This is a genomic window from Hoeflea sp. CAU 1731 (assembly GCF_039888615.1).
Taxonomy (GTDB): domain Bacteria; phylum Pseudomonadota; class Alphaproteobacteria; order Rhizobiales; family Rhizobiaceae; genus Flavimaribacter.
In genome coordinates this window covers 471,598-487,174 of sequence record NZ_JBDQQS010000002.1, presented here as the reverse complement: position 1 = coordinate 487,174, position 15,577 = coordinate 471,598, and the positions used below count along the sequence as shown (strand labels likewise).

At 53.3% G+C, this 15,577-nt stretch carries 13 protein-coding genes, 3 tRNA genes and 3 pseudogenes; 5 read left to right on the top strand and 14 right to left on the bottom strand.

The genetic code is table 11. The features are described 5' to 3' along the window. Positions 1-127: 127 nt before the first annotated feature. Positions 128-343: pseudogene (locus tag AAFN47_RS06450) on the bottom strand (transposase); the annotation flags it as partial. Positions 344-415: 72 nt separating this feature from the next. Here AAFN47_RS06450 and AAFN47_RS06445 point away from each other — a divergent pair. Next, positions 416-655 (top strand): annotated as a pseudogene (locus AAFN47_RS06445) (integrase core domain-containing protein); the annotation flags it as partial. Positions 656-756: 101 nt separating this feature from the next. On the opposite strand, the gene AAFN47_RS06440 reads toward AAFN47_RS06445, so the two are convergent. From AAFN47_RS06440 to AAFN47_RS06420, 5 genes and pseudogenes are all read right to left on the bottom strand, one after another. Continuing rightward, positions 757-1,473 (bottom strand): hypothetical protein, encoded by a 717-nt coding sequence (locus AAFN47_RS06440; RefSeq protein WP_499808362.1) that lies wholly within the window; start codon positions 1,471-1,473, stop codon positions 757-759. Between the two features lie 8 nt (positions 1,474-1,481). Further along, a complete protein-coding gene (locus AAFN47_RS06435; protein ID WP_499808361.1) occupies positions 1,482-3,476 on the bottom strand; it encodes a glycosyltransferase family 2 protein in 1,995 nt (664 codons plus the stop codon). Between the two features lie 444 nt (positions 3,477-3,920). Beyond that, positions 3,921-4,346, bottom strand: a pseudogene (locus AAFN47_RS06430) (IS5 family transposase); the annotation flags it as partial. Then, the gene (locus AAFN47_RS06425) at positions 4,313-4,669 is read right to left on the bottom strand and encodes a transposase (RefSeq protein ID WP_499808389.1); all 357 of its coding nucleotides are present in this window, start codon (positions 4,667-4,669) and stop codon (positions 4,313-4,315) included. The gene AAFN47_RS06425 and the pseudogene AAFN47_RS06430, both read right to left, overlap by 34 nt. Positions 4,670-4,982: 313 nt before the next feature. Beyond that, positions 4,983-6,008 carry an IS110 family RNA-guided transposase gene (locus tag AAFN47_RS06420; RefSeq protein WP_499808360.1) on the bottom strand — a complete coding sequence of 342 codons (1,026 nt, stop codon included), beginning with the start codon at positions 6,006-6,008 and terminating at the stop codon, positions 4,983-4,985. A gap of 731 nt (positions 6,009-6,739) precedes the next feature. On the opposite strand from AAFN47_RS06420, the gene AAFN47_RS06415 reads away from it, so the two are divergent. Beyond that, positions 6,740-7,471 carry a hypothetical protein gene (locus AAFN47_RS06415; protein ID WP_499808359.1) on the top strand — a complete coding sequence of 244 codons (732 nt, stop codon included), beginning with the start codon at positions 6,740-6,742 and terminating at the stop codon, positions 7,469-7,471. Between the two features lie 113 nt (positions 7,472-7,584). Here AAFN47_RS06415 and AAFN47_RS06410 read toward each other — a convergent pair. The 5 genes from AAFN47_RS06410 to AAFN47_RS06390 all read right to left on the bottom strand — a co-directional run bounded on the left by AAFN47_RS06410 (position 7,585) and on the right by AAFN47_RS06390 (position 9,842). Further along, positions 7,585-7,660 (bottom strand) — tRNA-Trp (locus AAFN47_RS06410). A gap of 213 nt (positions 7,661-7,873) precedes the next feature. Then, positions 7,874-9,049 (bottom strand): elongation factor Tu, encoded by a 1,176-nt coding sequence (tuf, locus tag AAFN47_RS06405; protein ID WP_499807886.1) that lies wholly within the window; start codon positions 9,047-9,049, stop codon positions 7,874-7,876. A 237-nt stretch (positions 9,050-9,286) separates the two neighbouring features. After that, positions 9,287-9,613, bottom strand: coding sequence for an anti-sigma factor domain-containing protein (locus AAFN47_RS06400; protein ID WP_499808388.1), 327 nt, complete (start codon positions 9,611-9,613; stop codon positions 9,287-9,289). 51 nt (positions 9,614-9,664) lie between these two features. Continuing rightward, positions 9,665-9,738 (bottom strand) — tRNA-Gly (locus AAFN47_RS06395). A 19-nt stretch (positions 9,739-9,757) separates the two neighbouring features. Continuing rightward, positions 9,758-9,842, bottom strand: a tRNA-Tyr gene (locus AAFN47_RS06390). Between the two features lie 198 nt (positions 9,843-10,040). Between AAFN47_RS06390 and rlmB the strand changes: the two genes are divergently transcribed. After that, positions 10,041-10,868 carry a 23S rRNA (guanosine(2251)-2'-O)-methyltransferase RlmB gene (gene rlmB, locus AAFN47_RS06385; RefSeq protein ID WP_499808358.1) on the top strand — a complete coding sequence of 276 codons (828 nt, stop codon included), beginning with the start codon at positions 10,041-10,043 and terminating at the stop codon, positions 10,866-10,868. 4 nt (positions 10,869-10,872) lie between these two features. Here rlmB and AAFN47_RS06380 read toward each other — a convergent pair whose 3' ends face one another. Then, positions 10,873-11,373, bottom strand: coding sequence for a contact-dependent growth inhibition system immunity protein (locus tag AAFN47_RS06380; protein WP_499808357.1), 501 nt, complete (start codon positions 11,371-11,373; stop codon positions 10,873-10,875). A gap of 333 nt (positions 11,374-11,706) precedes the next feature. Between AAFN47_RS06380 and AAFN47_RS06375 the strand changes: the two genes are divergently transcribed. Then, on the top strand, positions 11,707-12,696 hold the full coding sequence (locus AAFN47_RS06375) for a glycosyltransferase (RefSeq protein ID WP_499808356.1): 990 nt from the start codon (positions 11,707-11,709) through the stop codon (positions 12,694-12,696). A 25-nt stretch (positions 12,697-12,721) separates the two neighbouring features. Here AAFN47_RS06375 and AAFN47_RS06370 read toward each other — a convergent pair whose 3' ends face one another. Together AAFN47_RS06370 and AAFN47_RS06365 are read right to left on the bottom strand one after the other, a co-directional pair. Beyond that, positions 12,722-13,882, bottom strand: a complete 1,161-nt coding sequence (locus AAFN47_RS06370) for a thioesterase domain-containing protein (RefSeq protein ID WP_499808355.1) — start codon at positions 13,880-13,882, stop codon at positions 12,722-12,724. Positions 13,883-14,070: 188 nt separating this feature from the next. Next, positions 14,071-14,484: a Fur family transcriptional regulator gene (locus AAFN47_RS06365; protein WP_499808354.1), complete on the bottom strand. Its 414-nt coding sequence runs from the start codon at positions 14,482-14,484 to the stop codon at positions 14,071-14,073. Positions 14,485-14,626: 142 nt separating this feature from the next. Here AAFN47_RS06365 and AAFN47_RS06360 point away from each other — a divergent pair, with 142 nt between their 5' ends. Then, a complete protein-coding gene (locus AAFN47_RS06360; protein WP_499808353.1) occupies positions 14,627-15,523 on the top strand; it encodes a metal ABC transporter substrate-binding protein in 897 nt (298 codons plus the stop codon). Positions 15,524-15,577: the final 54 nt, after the last annotated feature.

Below are 15,577 nucleotides of genomic sequence, written 5' to 3'. Positions count from 1 at the left end.
CGGGACCAAATGGTCGACCAGACGCTATCTGGACACGACACTATTGGAAAAACAAAGATTGACCGCTTGAGAGGTTCAGATCACCAGCCAAATCCAAAAGTGCGAAAGATATTTGACACTACCCCATTTCGGCGTACATCTTTTTCAGGCGCCGGTTCTCTTCGGCCAAGGCTTTCATCTCGCCCATCAGCGAGGCATCCATGCCGCCATATTTGGATCGCCAATTGTAGAACGTCGCGTTGCTGATCCCGTGCTCCCGGCAAAGCTCAGCAACCGGAACGCCATTCTCGCCCTGCTTCAGGATCGCCAGTATCTGGGCTTCCGTAAATCTCGATTTCTTCATGTCCTTCTCCGTGTTCATCAAACGATGGAGAAGTCCAATTTTCAACCCGATGGTTTTTAGGGATGATTACCGCTGCACCGGACGCTGCTCGACGAGCACTTCAGGATCGAGGGACGCAAGACCTTCTATGAGTCCGTCGCGCAGATGCAGAAGGACCTCGACGCCTTCCTCGTCACCTACAATACCAGGCGCCCGCACCAGGGCCGAGGCATGAAAGGCAGGATACCAGAAAAGGTCTTCAAGGCTGGGCTGAAACCAGGATTGCAACGGGACAAAAGGGAGGAGAAAATGAACTCTGAAAAGGCAGCCTGATCAAGCCGCCCTCAGGCAGCGACTGTCAGGCGAATACCGTGTTTGTACACCCTGCTCTCCGGCGAAATAGTTCAGAAATTATCAAATTCAAATTGTTTCGTCTAATATCCCATCGATAACGGGCTATCGATTAACGGTAATTTGCTTAAACCACCAAAAGTCTGCACTTCTCGTAAGGCATTCATTGGGAGATTAGACGTGACCGACAGATATAGAGAAACGTCGTTCTCGATTTCGACTAGCCAACCGGCATCTCGCGCAATGCAAAATAGTGGAATTCCATGCTCGTATAGCACCCTCGCAAATCTAATATCTACAAAGCCGCTCGACCCCTTCATCACCTCAATTTGGGGAAGGTGCTTTCCCTTTAGATGAACTGTGCCGGTCCCCAACTGGTTCATAAACTGTCCTTCTGACAAGGATTTGTTAAATTCATATACCAGCCGTCCGCTACGCTTTCGTCCATCGTAATAATCAGAATATGTCACGCCGTGGACCCCGAGAACGATGTCGTCAGATCCCAATTCAACTCGTTTGCGAGTCAACCAAGAGACGTAGTCGTCAGGGTAAATAATGTCGTCGTCACACAAAAAAACATCGTCCTCGGGGCCTACGTTGAAACTGAATTTTCCGACATCCTTAAGGTTCTCTTCAGGAAAATAAAAATTTGCATTTTCGATTCTTCGAAGATCGCGCGGTACTTTTGAATACTCGTTAAGCGTAACATTCAGGACGTCCACCTGTTTCGCGATGGATAGAAATGCCTCGCGCCGGTTCCTTTCGCGAGCGGGATATGTAGCAATATTCGCGACAAGCATTATAAAGCCTAATCTCTAATCTCAATGGTAATTTGTGGTTGCCGGTAAATGCCTGCATCTTGCAGGCATCTTGTTATTCTGCTGTCGGAGACGATTTCGTTGCCTAACATGCGTTGTCGCGACGCAATGGATGAATATGATCGTCTGGCTGCCGATCGGTACCCGAGTTCGTCTGCTTCTATCCCTTCGGTTTGAGTCAGAGACTGAGCACTCCATAGCCCGATCACCAGTGGCTCTGAAGCGTAAGAGATTTCTCCTGGATCGAGAAGGCCGCGGATCAATTCGTAAAATTCTGAATCTGCGGCGCAACGTGCCTGGCGATAAGGTCCATGGTCTTCGAAAACCGTTTTCAAAAACATAATGCTATTCAGGCATTGATGGAGAAAAAATCCATCTTTGAAGGCTACAATATGACCATTCTCCCGAATGCGAAGCCACATACCAAGAGAAACCTTCGACCTTTCATTCATCATCAACCGCAGTTGTATCGCAATACGATGAGGTAACGCTATGTCATCGGCATCGTGGAACGTTATAACTTCCCCCTTTGCCTCGGAGATCATCTGATTCCGGATATTGTAGGGACCTTGGTTCGAGTTGCTTTTGAAAACGCGCACACGCGGGTCGGCAACATACTGACGCAGAATGTCAAGCGTATCGTCGCAACTGTCGTCATCACAAACGAGAATTTCGATGTGTCGATATGTCTGATTAAGAATGGAACCCAGAGCATAATTTATAGTCTCTGCAGAATTAAAGGCGGCAATGATAACCGACACTAGCGGTCCATCCGAGAGTAGGGACAGATTTTTGCGCGGTTTAAAACTGGTACGAAGGAGGATATTATCACGAGCATCTCCGAGTTCGATTTCGTATGGAGACCCAACCGCTTCTAGATAAACATTGAGTTGACGAAGATATTCGACTTCACTTTTTTGTAAATAGTAGTTGGCCCAAAGCAAAGCTCTCTCCGGTGTTTCAGGAGTGTGCATCAATACAGTTTCAAATGGAACATCGCTCGAATTCTGGATGTCGTATGACAAATTGAACACATCGCTTTTGCCGGATGGCAGGCTGTAATCGGCAAGCGGCTTCGCATCTTTTCGCAATCGTCTTGCTATTAAAATTGAACCATCATTTTTACTCGCATGACTAAACCGGGTAAGAAGATCAAAAACTTGATCTATCTCTCCGGTAGCAATCTTTGATTTCAACAATGAGCCAATAGCTTCTGATTGGAACGTGCCGTCCTTTTTGTATAGGTGCTCAAGATATTCTGCCAGACCTGTTGCTGTCTCGTAATCTTCTAGCGTAAGCGCCACTTTCAGAATCTCTTCTGCCCATTGGCTCGGAGATTTCCGCATCAACGAATCCATTTGATCATTGAGACGGCACAGTTGTTCCGATACTTGATATTGAAAGGCTCGATAGGGCGGAAAATAGAATGGAGTTGTCCTGGATTTGCTAGCAACTTCTTTTGACGGTGATACTTGAACGAGTTCGACTTCACCAAACCAGAAATCTATAGGTTGCTTGAACTCGAAGCAGAGCCTGTAACTTGCATTTTCAGTCCCCGACCCAAAGAACTCGAGCTGTCGACTTATTGATCTGGGTTCTATTGATTGTGACAGGTCTCGAAAGATATTCGCGTAGGTTTGTCCTTTTCCATCTATGTACTCAATAATTTTGATGCTAGTTGTGCTATCATTGACTTCAGACAGTTTTCGGTACGAAAAGCAGAAGACGAATTTACCTTCCTGTATATATTTTCTTGGCAGCTCATACTCTATGCGAAACCATCTGAATTCTTCATTCATGGAAAATTTCGCTGTCGGGAGAGCCGATGAAATATCAAATTCGAGAATGAACGCGTCTTTGGCGCTTGGCGTCGATTGCTCTTTCTTGGCATGTGAAATCAACCAACCACCACCTAAATCTCCCTCACTCGATATAATCGACGAATGATTCAATATGGGCAGGCTTTGCTGAATTAAATTGTACACTTTTATAGCTCAATCCAAAATATTCGTTGCCTCAGCACTTTCAGCGATACAAAGATTAATTAAATCCGTTACCCTTCGAACTTACTAAACCTCTAAATATCCTGCCGTCTTCCAGTCGGTTTCAATAAAATGGCGGACATTCTAATCGTGAGCAAAATTTACAGACATCCTTGTCCAACATACTTCAGCTGATAAAATCATTGATCCAAACATGCAACGGAAGTCACAAGCCTGTTTGCAGCACCTATCGAAGAAACCACAGAGAAACCGATATCAGACAACTGAGTGATTGTAGGGGAAATGAAATTCTCTCTTAAGAGTTTAACAAAGTTTCGTGTATGTATAATTAATGAGCGCTGATCCGGCTTTCGATGGAGACCTATGACTAGCGTCATCCGCCTGTTCAATTCATGACTTTCTATAGCTAACGCAATCTCCAGTTGTCTAGGCCGTGTGGACGGATTTGATCAAGATAGATGCAGCGGCGATTGCGACGATGGATCGGAAATTTCTAGCTGTTTTCTCGCAGGGCAAGGCGACGCGTTTGAAGCGCTTGAGCTTTCCCATCATCTGTTCGATGCGTGCACGGCCCCGATAGAGCGCTTTGGCGAAGTGGGCGGGAATGTTACGCCGGTTTGATTTGTATGGGATGATCGGGACAGCCCCGGCCTTTCGCGCAACCTCGCGATTGGCATTGCTGTCATAGCCCTTGTCGGCGACGATGGCCCGGTGTTTGATCTCAGGACCAGTTTCCATGAGATCCGCAAACTGCTTGCTGTCAGAGGCTTCGCCGCCGGTCAACTCAAAGCCAAGCGGCAGGCCGAGCCGATCTGTTTTCAGATGGATTTTGGCGCCGAATCCGCCGCGCGAACGTCGGAGCGCTTGACCTTCCTGCCCCCTTTGGCGCCTGCCGCTGAAACATGGGCGCGAATGACAGTGCTGTCGAACATGGCGATGAGATGCGCGCCTTCATCAAGCCCGGCCAGAATAGAAAAATAGTCCTCAAACACACCTGACTTACCCAGACGGTCGAAGCGTTTCCAAACGCTGTTCCAGTTGCCGAACCGCTCGGGCAAAGCACGCCAGGAGATGTTGTGAAGGGTGAAATAGTGCAGCGCTTCGAGAAACAGGCGGTCATTCTTTGCCTTTGCGCCAACGCGCGGCAAACAGGCACGGAAAGCCTCCAGAGCCATCATCCAGTCTCGTTCGCTCATCTTGGTACACATTGCCGACCTCCAAATCATGTCGGCAACCATGAACGTATGGCCCGCCCCGTCTGCAAGGGGTTTTTGAAGATTGCTCTGTTCAGTCTGCATCAACGTATCCGGTCTCGGGATATCGTCCCGGCCAAGATGGGGTTTCGCGCAGCCCGGTCCTCATAATCACAACGGTCTCGTTCAACCGTTCACTGGTCCAGGTTTCCAGGCTGCCGTTCGACTGTCAGGCCATCTTCCTCACCCGCAGAATACCACGACCATCGTCACAATTCCGATGACCGTCGTGTTCCTATGCCGCTGCCATCGCAGGGTCAAAGCGGACTCCCTTCCTGAGTACCGCCCAGACGATGCGTGCCAGTTTGGCCGCCAGCGCCACAACAACAACATTCTTGTGCGCCCGCGCCAGCAGGCTCCGTATCCAGCGCCCCAGCGGCGTGTCCTGGGCCAAGATGCGAGGCAGCACCGCGCGAGCGCCATGGATCAGGTTTGCCCGAAGGTAACGGTTGCCGCGCTTGGATATGCCCAGCAATCTCGGCTTGCCACCCGTCGTCACCTGCCGAGGCGCCAGGCCCAGCCAGGCGGCCAGGTCACGGCCGCATCCGAAGTTGCGAGCATCGCCGACCGCGGCCAGCAGAGCAGTGGCGTTGATGACGCCGATCCCGGGGATCGTCGAAAGCAGACGGGCTGTTTCGTCCTCACGCGCCATGTGCGCAAATTCCATATCGAATGCGGCAATCCGCTCATCGAGGTTGCGCCACTCGGCGCGCAAGTCCTCGACCAGAAGCCGCATGCGCGGCGATAGTCGGGGATCCTCGTCATCCGCGAAGACAGAAAGTGCATCTTCAAGCCTGCGCCGTCCCTGCGCCACAACGATGCCGCGCTCCAGCAAGAGTGCGCGCAGATGGTTGATCAGCGCGGTGCGCTCCGACACCAGCCGCGAGCGTGCCCGGTGCAGAGCCTGGATGTCTGACTGCACCTGGCTCTTGACCGGCACGAAACGCATCGTCGGTCGCGTTGCCGCCTCCGCGATCGCCTCGGCATCGTGATCGTCGTTCTTGTTCGCTTTTACATAGGGTCGCACATATTCCGGCGGCATCAGCCGGATCGTGTGGCCAAAAGCCCCAAGCACCCGGCCGAGGTGATGCGCACCGCAGCAGGCTTCCATCGCGACAATGCAGTTCGGCAATCCGCCAACAAAATCTTCGACGCTGGTACGGCGAAGCCGCCGGCGCAAAACAACAGCGCCAGCCTCGTCCAGTCCAACCAGGCTGCAAACGTTCTTGCCAAGATCAATTCCAAGCACAACTATCGACATCGGTCCGTTCCTCTCTCGTTCAATGACAGAGCAATCCTATCCGATCGCTCCGGAGAGGGGCGGGCCATCCCATAATCACATCGAATTCAATTCCGGAATCCCAAATCCTTTACCTGAGTCAATTCGTCCACACGGCCTAGTAAATTTGGATCGGGTGTAGGGGACGTGGTTCCGGCGATGAGATTTACTGCCGCTTCCGTCGACCACTCACGGTAGAAATCATGCGATCTGACCTGAGACCCGTGTCTTATCCGGTTAATTTGGTCCAGACCTGCCTTGCCACCTGGCCACGGAGTGCATTTGTGACCGGTCAACCTGCACAACCACCACTACCGGTAACGTCTCCAAAAATGGAGGCAGAATGACGAAATCGGGAACCGGGATTCGGAAGCGTTCCTGCAGGGCAAAGCACGCCTGGAACACCGGTTGACGACGCAAACCAGTACCGATCTTGTTATCCTGGGATCACTCGTGCTAGAAGCAGCGCGGATATTTTTCGTCAGTTTGTTTACATTATTACCTTTGGCTAGCCTGGCCCGAATTTGGTTCTATTCATGAAAGTATTTGCTCTTCTCGGGGTGTCATACGGCGGATCAACCATTACGAACTATCTGCTGAATTCGGCAGAGGGAGTTTACGGTGGCAGCGAACTAAGCCGCTTGCGCCGGCCGAAGGCTCACTGTGCAGCATGCCGCGAATGTAGGGTATGGACCTCGGACAGGATTGCGCTCATGTCCGATATCCCTGATGCAGAGTTTTACCAAACCATCGCCGCGATAGTGGGCGCTCGTTCTGTGGTCGATGCAAGCAAGAGTCTGAATTTCTTCTCGACCAAATTCGTCACTTCCGTCAGGGACAGCGGAGTAGAGATGTCCTTCGGTCACGTTACGAAACACCCACTCCCGCACATGGCGTCATACTTGGCAAACGAGTATGCAAAGAAGAACCGGGGTATCAGCGACTACGGGGAGACGCACGCTTTGCTTGCCTCGGAATTTGAAAGCGTGAAGGTCTTTATAGACTCCACATTTAAACGACTTTCAAACTTCTATAACGCTATGACTAGGGCTGATCATTTTGGTCCAATACTGCAAGTGAAGCTGGAAAATATAATCGAGAATCCTACTCACTTCCTCTTTCGGCCCACGAGTAAATTGCTGGGGGTGGAGCCATCTGATTTTGACGTTGACTACTGGAAGACTGAAATTCACCCTATCGGTGGGAATCTGGGTCCCCTCATACAAGCGAAAGCCCTGAAGACCGGGAATATTGGGAGTCGGAGGGTAGTTGACCGGGAATCGATCTATTCCCAAAGAGCCTCGCTTCGTCAGGACGACAAATGGAAACACTTTCTTCCAGGTCGAGTAAGAGAGTATATCCAGACTCATACAACCGCCCAGCATTTGCAAAGCTTACTTGGCTATGACGAGGTTCATATCGCTGCGGTGTCGGCTATATCATGATGCCGTTATATTCTGGGGGCATATCGTCTGTCTTCGCAAGCCAAGAGGCTCAAGACGATAGATAGGCGACTGTAAAGTATCGGCAACGTGTCGATACTTTACAGTCGCCGAAATGGCAGGGGCAGAGAGGCTCGAACTCCCGACCTACGGTTTTGGAGACCGTCGCTCTACCAACTGAGCTATACCCCTACGAAGCAGATGCGGGTTTAGACGCATTTCCTGCATGGTTCAAGCGGCAAATCGCCACTGAACAGTTGACGCGCCGCGTTGCGGCGGCGCGCCTTGAATTCCAGCGAAATTACTCCGTGATGCTTGCGACGATGCCGGCGCCGCTGACAAAACGCGCTTGCGCGCATTTTGCCCATTCAAAGCGCCGTCGGCTGCGTTCGGCATCTGCCAGCATCACTCCGTGATGCTCGCTACGATGCCGGCGCCGACGGTGCGGCCGCCTTCGCGGATGGCGAAGCGCAGCTTCTCTTCCATCGCGATCGGAACGATCAGTTCAACGTCAACCGTAACGTTGTCGCCCGGCATAACCATTTCCGTGCCTTCAGGAAGCGTCACAACACCCGTCACGTCCGTCGTACGGAAGTAGAACTGCGGACGGTAGTTCGTGAAGAACGGCGTATGACGACCGCCCTCTTCCTTCGTCAGGATGTAGGCTTCTGCCTTGAACTTCGTGTGCGGCGTAACCGTGCCAGGCTTGCACAGAACCTGACCGCGCTCAACGCCTTCACGCTCGACGCCGCGAAGCAGCGCGCCGATGTTGTCGCCGGCCTGACCCTGGTCAAGAAGCTTGCGGAACATCTCCACGCCCGTGCAGGTCGTCTTCTTCGTGTCGCGGATGCCGACAATCTCGATTTCGTCGCCAACATTGATGATGCCGCGCTCCACGCGTCCCGTGACAACCGTGCCGCGGCCCGAAATCGAGAACACGTCCTCGATCGGCATCAGGAACGGCTGGTCGATCGGACGCTCGGGCGTCGGAATGTAGGCGTCGACTTCCTTCATCAGCGCGCGAACAGCGTCTTCGCCGATTTCCTTGTTGGAGTCTTCAAGAGCAGCAAGCGCCGAACCCTTGACGATCGGAACTTCGTCGCCCGGGAACTCGTAGGAGTCCAGAAGCTCGCGAACTTCCATCTCGACGAGCTCGAGGAGCTCCTCGTCGTCGACCTGGTCGACCTTGTTCAGGAACACAACGATAGCAGGAACGCCAACCTGGCGGGCAAGCAGGATGTGCTCGCGCGTCTGCGGCATCGGGCCGTCGGCGGCCGAAACAACCAGGATCGCGCCGTCCATCTGTGCCGCGCCCGTGATCATGTTCTTCACGTAGTCGGCGTGGCCAGGGCAGTCCACGTGCGCATAATGACGCGCTTCCGTTTCATACTCGACGTGCGCCGTCGAGATCGTGATGCCGCGCGCACGCTCTTCAGGAGCGCCGTCAATCTCGTCATAGGCCTTGAAATCGCCGAAGTACTTCGTGATCGCTGCCGTAAGAGACGTCTTGCCGTGGTCAACGTGACCGATCGTGCCGATGTTCACATGCGGCTTGTTGCGTTCAAACTTACCTTTCGCCATGATATTCCAGTCCTGTTGTCTTTCAGATTGCACTTGGACACTCGGAATCGGAAACTCCCGGCCCGGCAGCCCCGATGATCGAAGGCCCAATAAGGCTTTCGCGTCGCCTGTGCAAGTCCCAATCGCAAAAGCAGTCGTCTGTTGGCGCCCGTTTTCGCGAGACATTGCGGAGACATGGCGACAACAAGCCCGATCTGGAACCGGAGCCTTCGCTGGCGTAGTCCACCAGGAACCGCCTCAGCGCACCGGCGATTTCGCGAAGCCTTTTCCAAGAACCGGGCCGGTGGGCACATTGGTCGGAGATCCGCCTTCCGGCTCGAAAGTGATTTCATAGAGCTGATCGGCGGCAGGCGATGGTAGACCTTCCACTTCGAGTATCCCCGAGCGCTCGAATGGCAGCAGGCCAGGCGAAACGGGCGGCCCGTCGCTGTCCGGCTTGGTCCAGACTTGCATGACCTGATTGTCCGGAACCTGCGCAGCCTCCAGGTGGATTTGGATGCACGTTGCACAATATTTTTTGCAAGATTTATCGCAAAATAGCTGTTTACTGAGTGAAATCAGCAACCTCGCCAGAATAGCGGAAGCAAACAAATACAGTTTCGATCAGGAAAGGTCTGGAGCGGGTAGCGGGAATCGAACCCGCATATTCAGCTTGGAAGGCTGCTGCTCTACCATTGAGCTATACCCGCGCACCTGGCCCTGCATCGATGGTGGAGGGGGCTGGATTCGAACCAGCGTAGGCATAGCCAACGGATTTACAGTCCGCCCCTTTTAACCGCTCAGGCACCCCTCCATTGCTCGGCGGGGCCAAGTGTTTCGATCTCCGACATCTTTTGACCGGCTATGCGGCCGCGGAATCTGCGCGGCGTTATGACGGGCGCATCGACATCTGTCAACACGCCATTTCTCCAAATCAGCCCGCAGCGCTCCAAATTATTGCGGACGCAAACACAGGCTTGTCAAATACGCGCCGCAGGGATAACCACCGCGCATGAAGAACGATCCGAAATCGCGCGGGAGCGCCAAAGATACGCATTACGCCAAACTGCGGCGCAACCACCGCGACGCCAGGCGCGCCTTCAAGTCCGAAAAGGATAACGCCGCAGCCGATACGGTGCTGGTGTACGGCCTTCACAGCGTACGCGCGGCCATGGACAACCCGAGCCGCACAATTCATCGGATGCTGGTGACCAGGAACGCGCTCAAGCGGCTGGAAATTGCAAGCGCCGAAAGCCTTGCCTTCGATGTAACAATCGTCGAACCTTCTGCGATCGACGCTGAACTGCCGGAAGACGCGGTGCACCAGGGAGCGATGATCGAAGCAGCCCCCCTGCCCCAGCCGACGCTTTCAGATCTGAAGGACAGTCCGCTGCTACTTGTGCTCGACCAGATCACCGACCCGCACAATGTTGGGGCAATTTTACGCTCGGCCGTCGCCTTTGGAGCCGGCGCGGTGATTACAACGACGCGCAACAGCCCTGGAGAAAGCGGCGCCCTTGCCAAGGCGGCTTCCGGAGCACTCGAAATGATGCCCTATGTACAAGTGGTCAATCTTGCGGAGGCAATCACAAATCTGCAGAAGGCGGGTTTTCTCACGATCGGACTCGATTCCGAAGGGACCGCTGACCTCGCCAACAGCTTTTCAGGGAACCGAATAGCCCTTGTCCTTGGAGCAGAAGGCAAGGGATTGCGTCAGAAAAGCCGTGAAACCGTCAACGTTCTCGCCAGGCTGGATGTCCCCGGCCGCATCAAATCATTGAACGTGTCAAACGCCGCAGCGGTTTCTCTTTACGCCGCCCGCCTGCATCTGGACCGTTGATTGCTCAGCCGCTCTGAGCGTCTGACGTAAACCCGGAACTGTACCGCAGAAAACTGTCCCATGGCATGGTGGCAAGTTCGTCGCGAATCAACTTCCGGTATTCAACTTCCGGATCCGCCGCTCGACCTGATTTGTTGCGAAGCGCAGACGCCATCATGAGTTCGGCGCGTTTGCTTGCCTTGCAAGAACGTATCGCTCGACTGCAAAGCGAAGCGATCCGGTTTTTGTTGTGTGGCGCAGATGCGCGACTGCAATGCACCACGGCGTATAAGAGATCACCGTCGAACAAATCTCCTGAAACCATCGGGTTGCGTTCCAGCAGCGCAAAAGCTATCGGCAGGAGGTGTTCAAGCCCGATATCCTGACCTATGAGTATCCGCAACTCTTCGACCGAAAGCGCATCAATCGGCTTTCTCAGAAGCCATTGGCAAACTACTGAAAGGTTTACATTGTCCGACGCGAATTTGGGGACTTCATTCTCGATTTGCTGAAGTGAAAATGACATAATATTGTTCACCCGTCATAATATTGATATTTATTTCAAGCGCCTCAAAAACAACTTCATCATATTACGCCATGTTTTAGATGCAAGCCGCAATAAACGAAGCATGGCATCTCTTTCTTGTGATCAGCGCCAGCCCTGTGAAAATTGACCAATACGTCAGCTTTTCCGCCTAGCCTACGCCAAGAACAGAACTGGAACGTGACTGCAAAATTCAACACTCACGAGTATTCAATCGATAAGAAAGTCTAAAATTCCATATTTTCCTTTCTGTGCGCTTGCCCACACAATTTCCTTTCTATAGGGCCTATACATCCGGATGGCAGAACAATTCAGATGTCGTTACCGAACCAACAAAAAATAGAGCGAATATGCATCGGCGTTTTATCACGCGACCGGATCAAGATGGTCAGCGCGCTATTACGCTCCCTTGCGACGCTGGATACGGGGCCGGATTTCACCTTCAGCATCGTCCTCGTGGAAAACGGCGATGAGGGACTTCTGCGATCGGTCGCCGATGAATTCAGGCAATACGCCCCCGGCGTCGATATCGAATATCTGAAAGAGCCGGTTATCGGCGTCGCCTCGGCGCGCAACTGCGCTTTGAACTATGCGATCGACGCCGGCTTCGACAAACTGGCGTTCGTCGACGACGATGAAATCGTGCGCCCAGGCTGGATCAGCAATCTTTATCGCAGCATGAAGAGGAGAAACCTCGACCTTGTCGGCGGTCCGGTAATTCCGTTCGCCAATGATCCGCCAGACGGGATTATCGAAACCGTCATTCTTCGCAATCTGTTGGCGCGGTCTTCACGTATTCAGCGTGTTTCACGATATCTGGAGACCAGAGACCGCGATGGCTCGATCATGCTCGCTACGAACAACTGGATGACGGATCTCGACTTCTGCCGCAAAAACAATCTTCGTTTCGATATAATGTACAATCTGACTGGCGGAGAGGATTCCGGTTTCTTCTACGCCGCAAAGCGGGCCGGCGCGAAGACCGGTTGGTGCACCCAAGCTTTCGTCGACGAGGAAGTGCCGGCCGTTCGACTGACCGTCGGCTACCAGTTCCGCAGATCGCGCGATCAGTCGCTTGTTTCGTTTCGAAGGAAATACAAGAAGCGGCCCTATCTCAAATGGCTGATCATACCGATCGGCAGCCTTTACAAATTTGTTGCGGGACTGCTCCTGCTGATTTTGGCGCCCTTCACGCTGGGAAAAACCCTACTCTCATCTATCCGGGCGCTCGGACAGGCGCTGGGTCGCATATTCGGCCTGTTCGGATATCACACATTTCACTACGAGAAGACGACCGGATACTGAAAGCTGATGACCGGATCAGGTCCAGTCAACCATCCGTTTCGTGAAGCAGCCGTTGGATGATTTTTGAATTTGCAGCGGTCTCTGTTGATACGGCGTCGTCATGATGCTTGCCGAAGACGATGACGTTGCTGTTCGGCATCAGTACATTGATCGGATGCACGGGGTTTGCCAGACGCTCATTGAGAAATTCGCTGGCGATGATGTCCACGCGGTTGGGAATGGGATCATCGGAAACATAGCGATAGAAAGCGAGCATCAGTTTTGATGACGCGTCCTTCGCCTCCGGCGTGCGGCGGACTTCGAGTTCTTCCTCTGACTTGAAGGCGGGTTTCTTCGACTTGTTCTTCTTGCGATTGATGGAATCCTTGTGGCGAGCGCGGACGTCAGGATGGTCGTGGTTCGCCGGATCGCGAGGATCGAGCCATTTTCCGGAAATGCGATAGAAACGATATTTCGCCAGAACGGACTTGTAGTAGAGTTCGAGCTTGGCTGCCTGCAGCCGCGCCATTGCGATCAAACCGCTGTTGCGCCGTGCGTCCGCCAGATCGAAAGCCTTGCGCATTTCTCCCGGCAGAACGCCGGGATCGAGTATGATGACGCGACCGACCTCCTTGCCGAGCGCATTCAGCCGGCGGGCCATTTCCACTACAATCCAGCTGCCGTTGCAAAATCCGGCGATATGATACGGGCCATCTGGCCGAACCATGAGCATGCAGCGCAGATATTCGTCAGCGAGTTCCTCGACCGACGACAAGGGTTCCATCGCCCCGTCATATCCCGGAACCTGGAAGGCATAGACCGGCTGATCCGGATCAAAGCCATTCATGAACTCAATGGAAGGAAAGAGGAAACCGGCGGCGCCATGCACGAAGAACAATGGCGTGCGGTCGCCGCTCGTGCGCAGTTCCACGAGGTGTGCGGGAATGTCTGGCTTGTCGACGGTTGAAATCAGCGCGGCGATGCGGCTGATCGTCGAGTGCTCCACCAACTGACCGGATTTGAATCCCGCTCCAAATTCCGCGTTTACGGCGTCGGCGATTTCCTGGGCTTGCAGGGACGTGCCGCTCAGATCGAAAAAATCATCTTCAACGCCGAGGCCGTCTATGGAGAACACATTCTCCCAGATGGAAAGAATTTTCTCTTCCGCCTCACCGGACGGCGCCACAGGGCTATCAGGCAGCTGCATATCATCCCGTGACAAGCGCTCAGTCTGTGAATTCATGTTTAGCCAATCCATCGATTTCTTGCGGACATATCGCAAAATCCGAACCTGCAGCAAGGTCGGATTACAAAACCGGGATCATTTAGGAATATCTTCAAACAAGCGCCCTGTCGCAGCCATGGCCGGCAAGACTGTCCGGGTATCCCGGATTCTCAAGATTTTCGCCTGCCATACAGTTCCATCCGGTGATGGACGAGTTCGTATCCAAGCTCTCGCGCAATTTCTTCCTGAAGTCTTTCGATCTTGTCAGAGCGAAATTCGACGACCTTTCCCGTTTCGATGTCGATCAGGTGGTCGTGATGAGGTCTGTTCGATAATTCAAACCGGGCGCCCCCGCCCTCGAATTCATTCCTCTGGATGGCGCCGCGCCCCTCCAGCACCGACAAGGTGCGGTAGACCGTCGCCAGAGACACCGATGAATCGAAATCGCGGGACCGCTCCAGAAGCTCCTCGGCTGTCGGGTGATCTTTCGAATCTGACAGAGCCGACAGGATTGCAACGCGCTGTCGCGTAATCCTTACGCCCTCGCCGCGCAGTTCGGATTCCAGCTCTTTGACATCGTTCACAATCAATACTCCCTGCCCCTGACTAGCATGGCGTTCTCATCTGATCAAGCCAGATGAGAATGACTATCAAAAACGTTGACACTTGCAAATGCTTCGCATTATTAATATAAGAATGGAAACTCTCATGTACGGAAACCGATCAATGAATCGAATATTCAAGGTTCTCGCCTCTACAGCCCTCGCCTGCGCCGTCGTCTCATCTGCTGTCGCAGCAGACAAAATGAAAGTCGTTACAACCTTTACAGTCATTGCCGATATGGCCGCCAATGTAGCTGGTGACGCGGCTGATGTCGTGTCGATCACCAAACCGGGCGCCGAGATTCACGGCTACGAACCCACGCCGCAAGATATCGTGCGGGCCAGCGACGCAGATCTTATCCTGTGGAACGGCATGAATCTCGAACTGTGGTTCAAACAATTTCTCTCCAATCTCGGCAACGTTCCATCAGCCACCTTGACGGACGGCATCACCCCCATTTCGATCAAGTCGGGATCCTATGAAGGCAAGCCCAATCCGCACGCCTGGATGGGCTTGGACAACGCGCTGGTTTATATTGACAACATTGTGGAAGCTTTATCCGAGCAGGATCCGGAAAATGCAGCGACCTACGTAAAAAACGCCGCTGCCTACAAGGACAAGCTGCGCGCCACGATCGAGCCGCTCCGCGAACAGATTTTGCGAATTCCGGAATCCGAGCGCTGGCTGACGACTTGTGAAGGCGCCTTCAGCTATCTGGCGAAAGACTTCGGAATGAATGAACTCTATCTCTGGCCGATGAACGCCGATCAGGTCGGGACGCCCCAGCAGGTTCGCGCCGTTATTGATGGCGTCAGAGAAAACAATATCCCTGTCGTTTTCTGCGAAAGCACCGTCAATACGGCGCCGGCCGAACAGGTCGCCCGCGAGACCGGCGTGAACTACGGCGGCGTCCTGTATGTCGACTCTCTGAGTGAGGCGGATGGACCTGTTCCGACCTATCTCGATCTTTTGCGTGTAACGTCAGAAACCGTTGCGCGGGGCCTGACAGGCATGAACTAATCGAAGCTCAGGCAATAGCCATAACCTTCGCCGCCGGAATTCAGCGGCGGAGGT

What these genes read in the sequence shown, in the direction of transcription:
- AAFN47_RS06415 (WP_499808359.1), top strand. Translation starts at nt 6,740, where the DNA reads ATGTCCGATATCCCTGATGCAGAGTTTTACCAAACCATCGCCGCGATA.
- AAFN47_RS06370 (WP_499808355.1), bottom strand. Translation starts at nt 13,882, where the DNA reads ATGCAGCTGCCTGATAGCCCTGTGGCGCCGTCCGGTGAGGCGGAAGAG.
- AAFN47_RS06420 (WP_499808360.1), bottom strand. Translation starts at nt 6,008, where the DNA reads ATGTCGATAGTTGTGCTTGGAATTGATCTTGGCAAGAACGTTTGCAGC.
- AAFN47_RS06380 (WP_499808357.1), bottom strand. Translation starts at nt 11,373, where the DNA reads ATGTCATTTTCACTTCAGCAAATCGAGAATGAAGTCCCCAAATTCGCG.
- AAFN47_RS06440 (WP_499808362.1), bottom strand. Translation starts at nt 1,473, where the DNA reads ATGCTTGTCGCGAATATTGCTACATATCCCGCTCGCGAAAGGAACCGG.
- rlmB (WP_499808358.1), top strand. Translation starts at nt 10,041, where the DNA reads ATGAAGAACGATCCGAAATCGCGCGGGAGCGCCAAAGATACGCATTAC.
- AAFN47_RS06360 (WP_499808353.1), top strand. Translation starts at nt 14,627, where the DNA reads ATGAATCGAATATTCAAGGTTCTCGCCTCTACAGCCCTCGCCTGCGCC.
- AAFN47_RS06425 (WP_499808389.1), bottom strand. Translation starts at nt 4,669, where the DNA reads ATGGCTCTGGAGGCTTTCCGTGCCTGTTTGCCGCGCGTTGGCGCAAAG.
- tuf (WP_499807886.1), bottom strand. Translation starts at nt 9,049, where the DNA reads ATGGCGAAAGGTAAGTTTGAACGCAACAAGCCGCATGTGAACATCGGC.
- AAFN47_RS06375 (WP_499808356.1), top strand. Translation starts at nt 11,707, where the DNA reads ATGTCGTTACCGAACCAACAAAAAATAGAGCGAATATGCATCGGCGTT.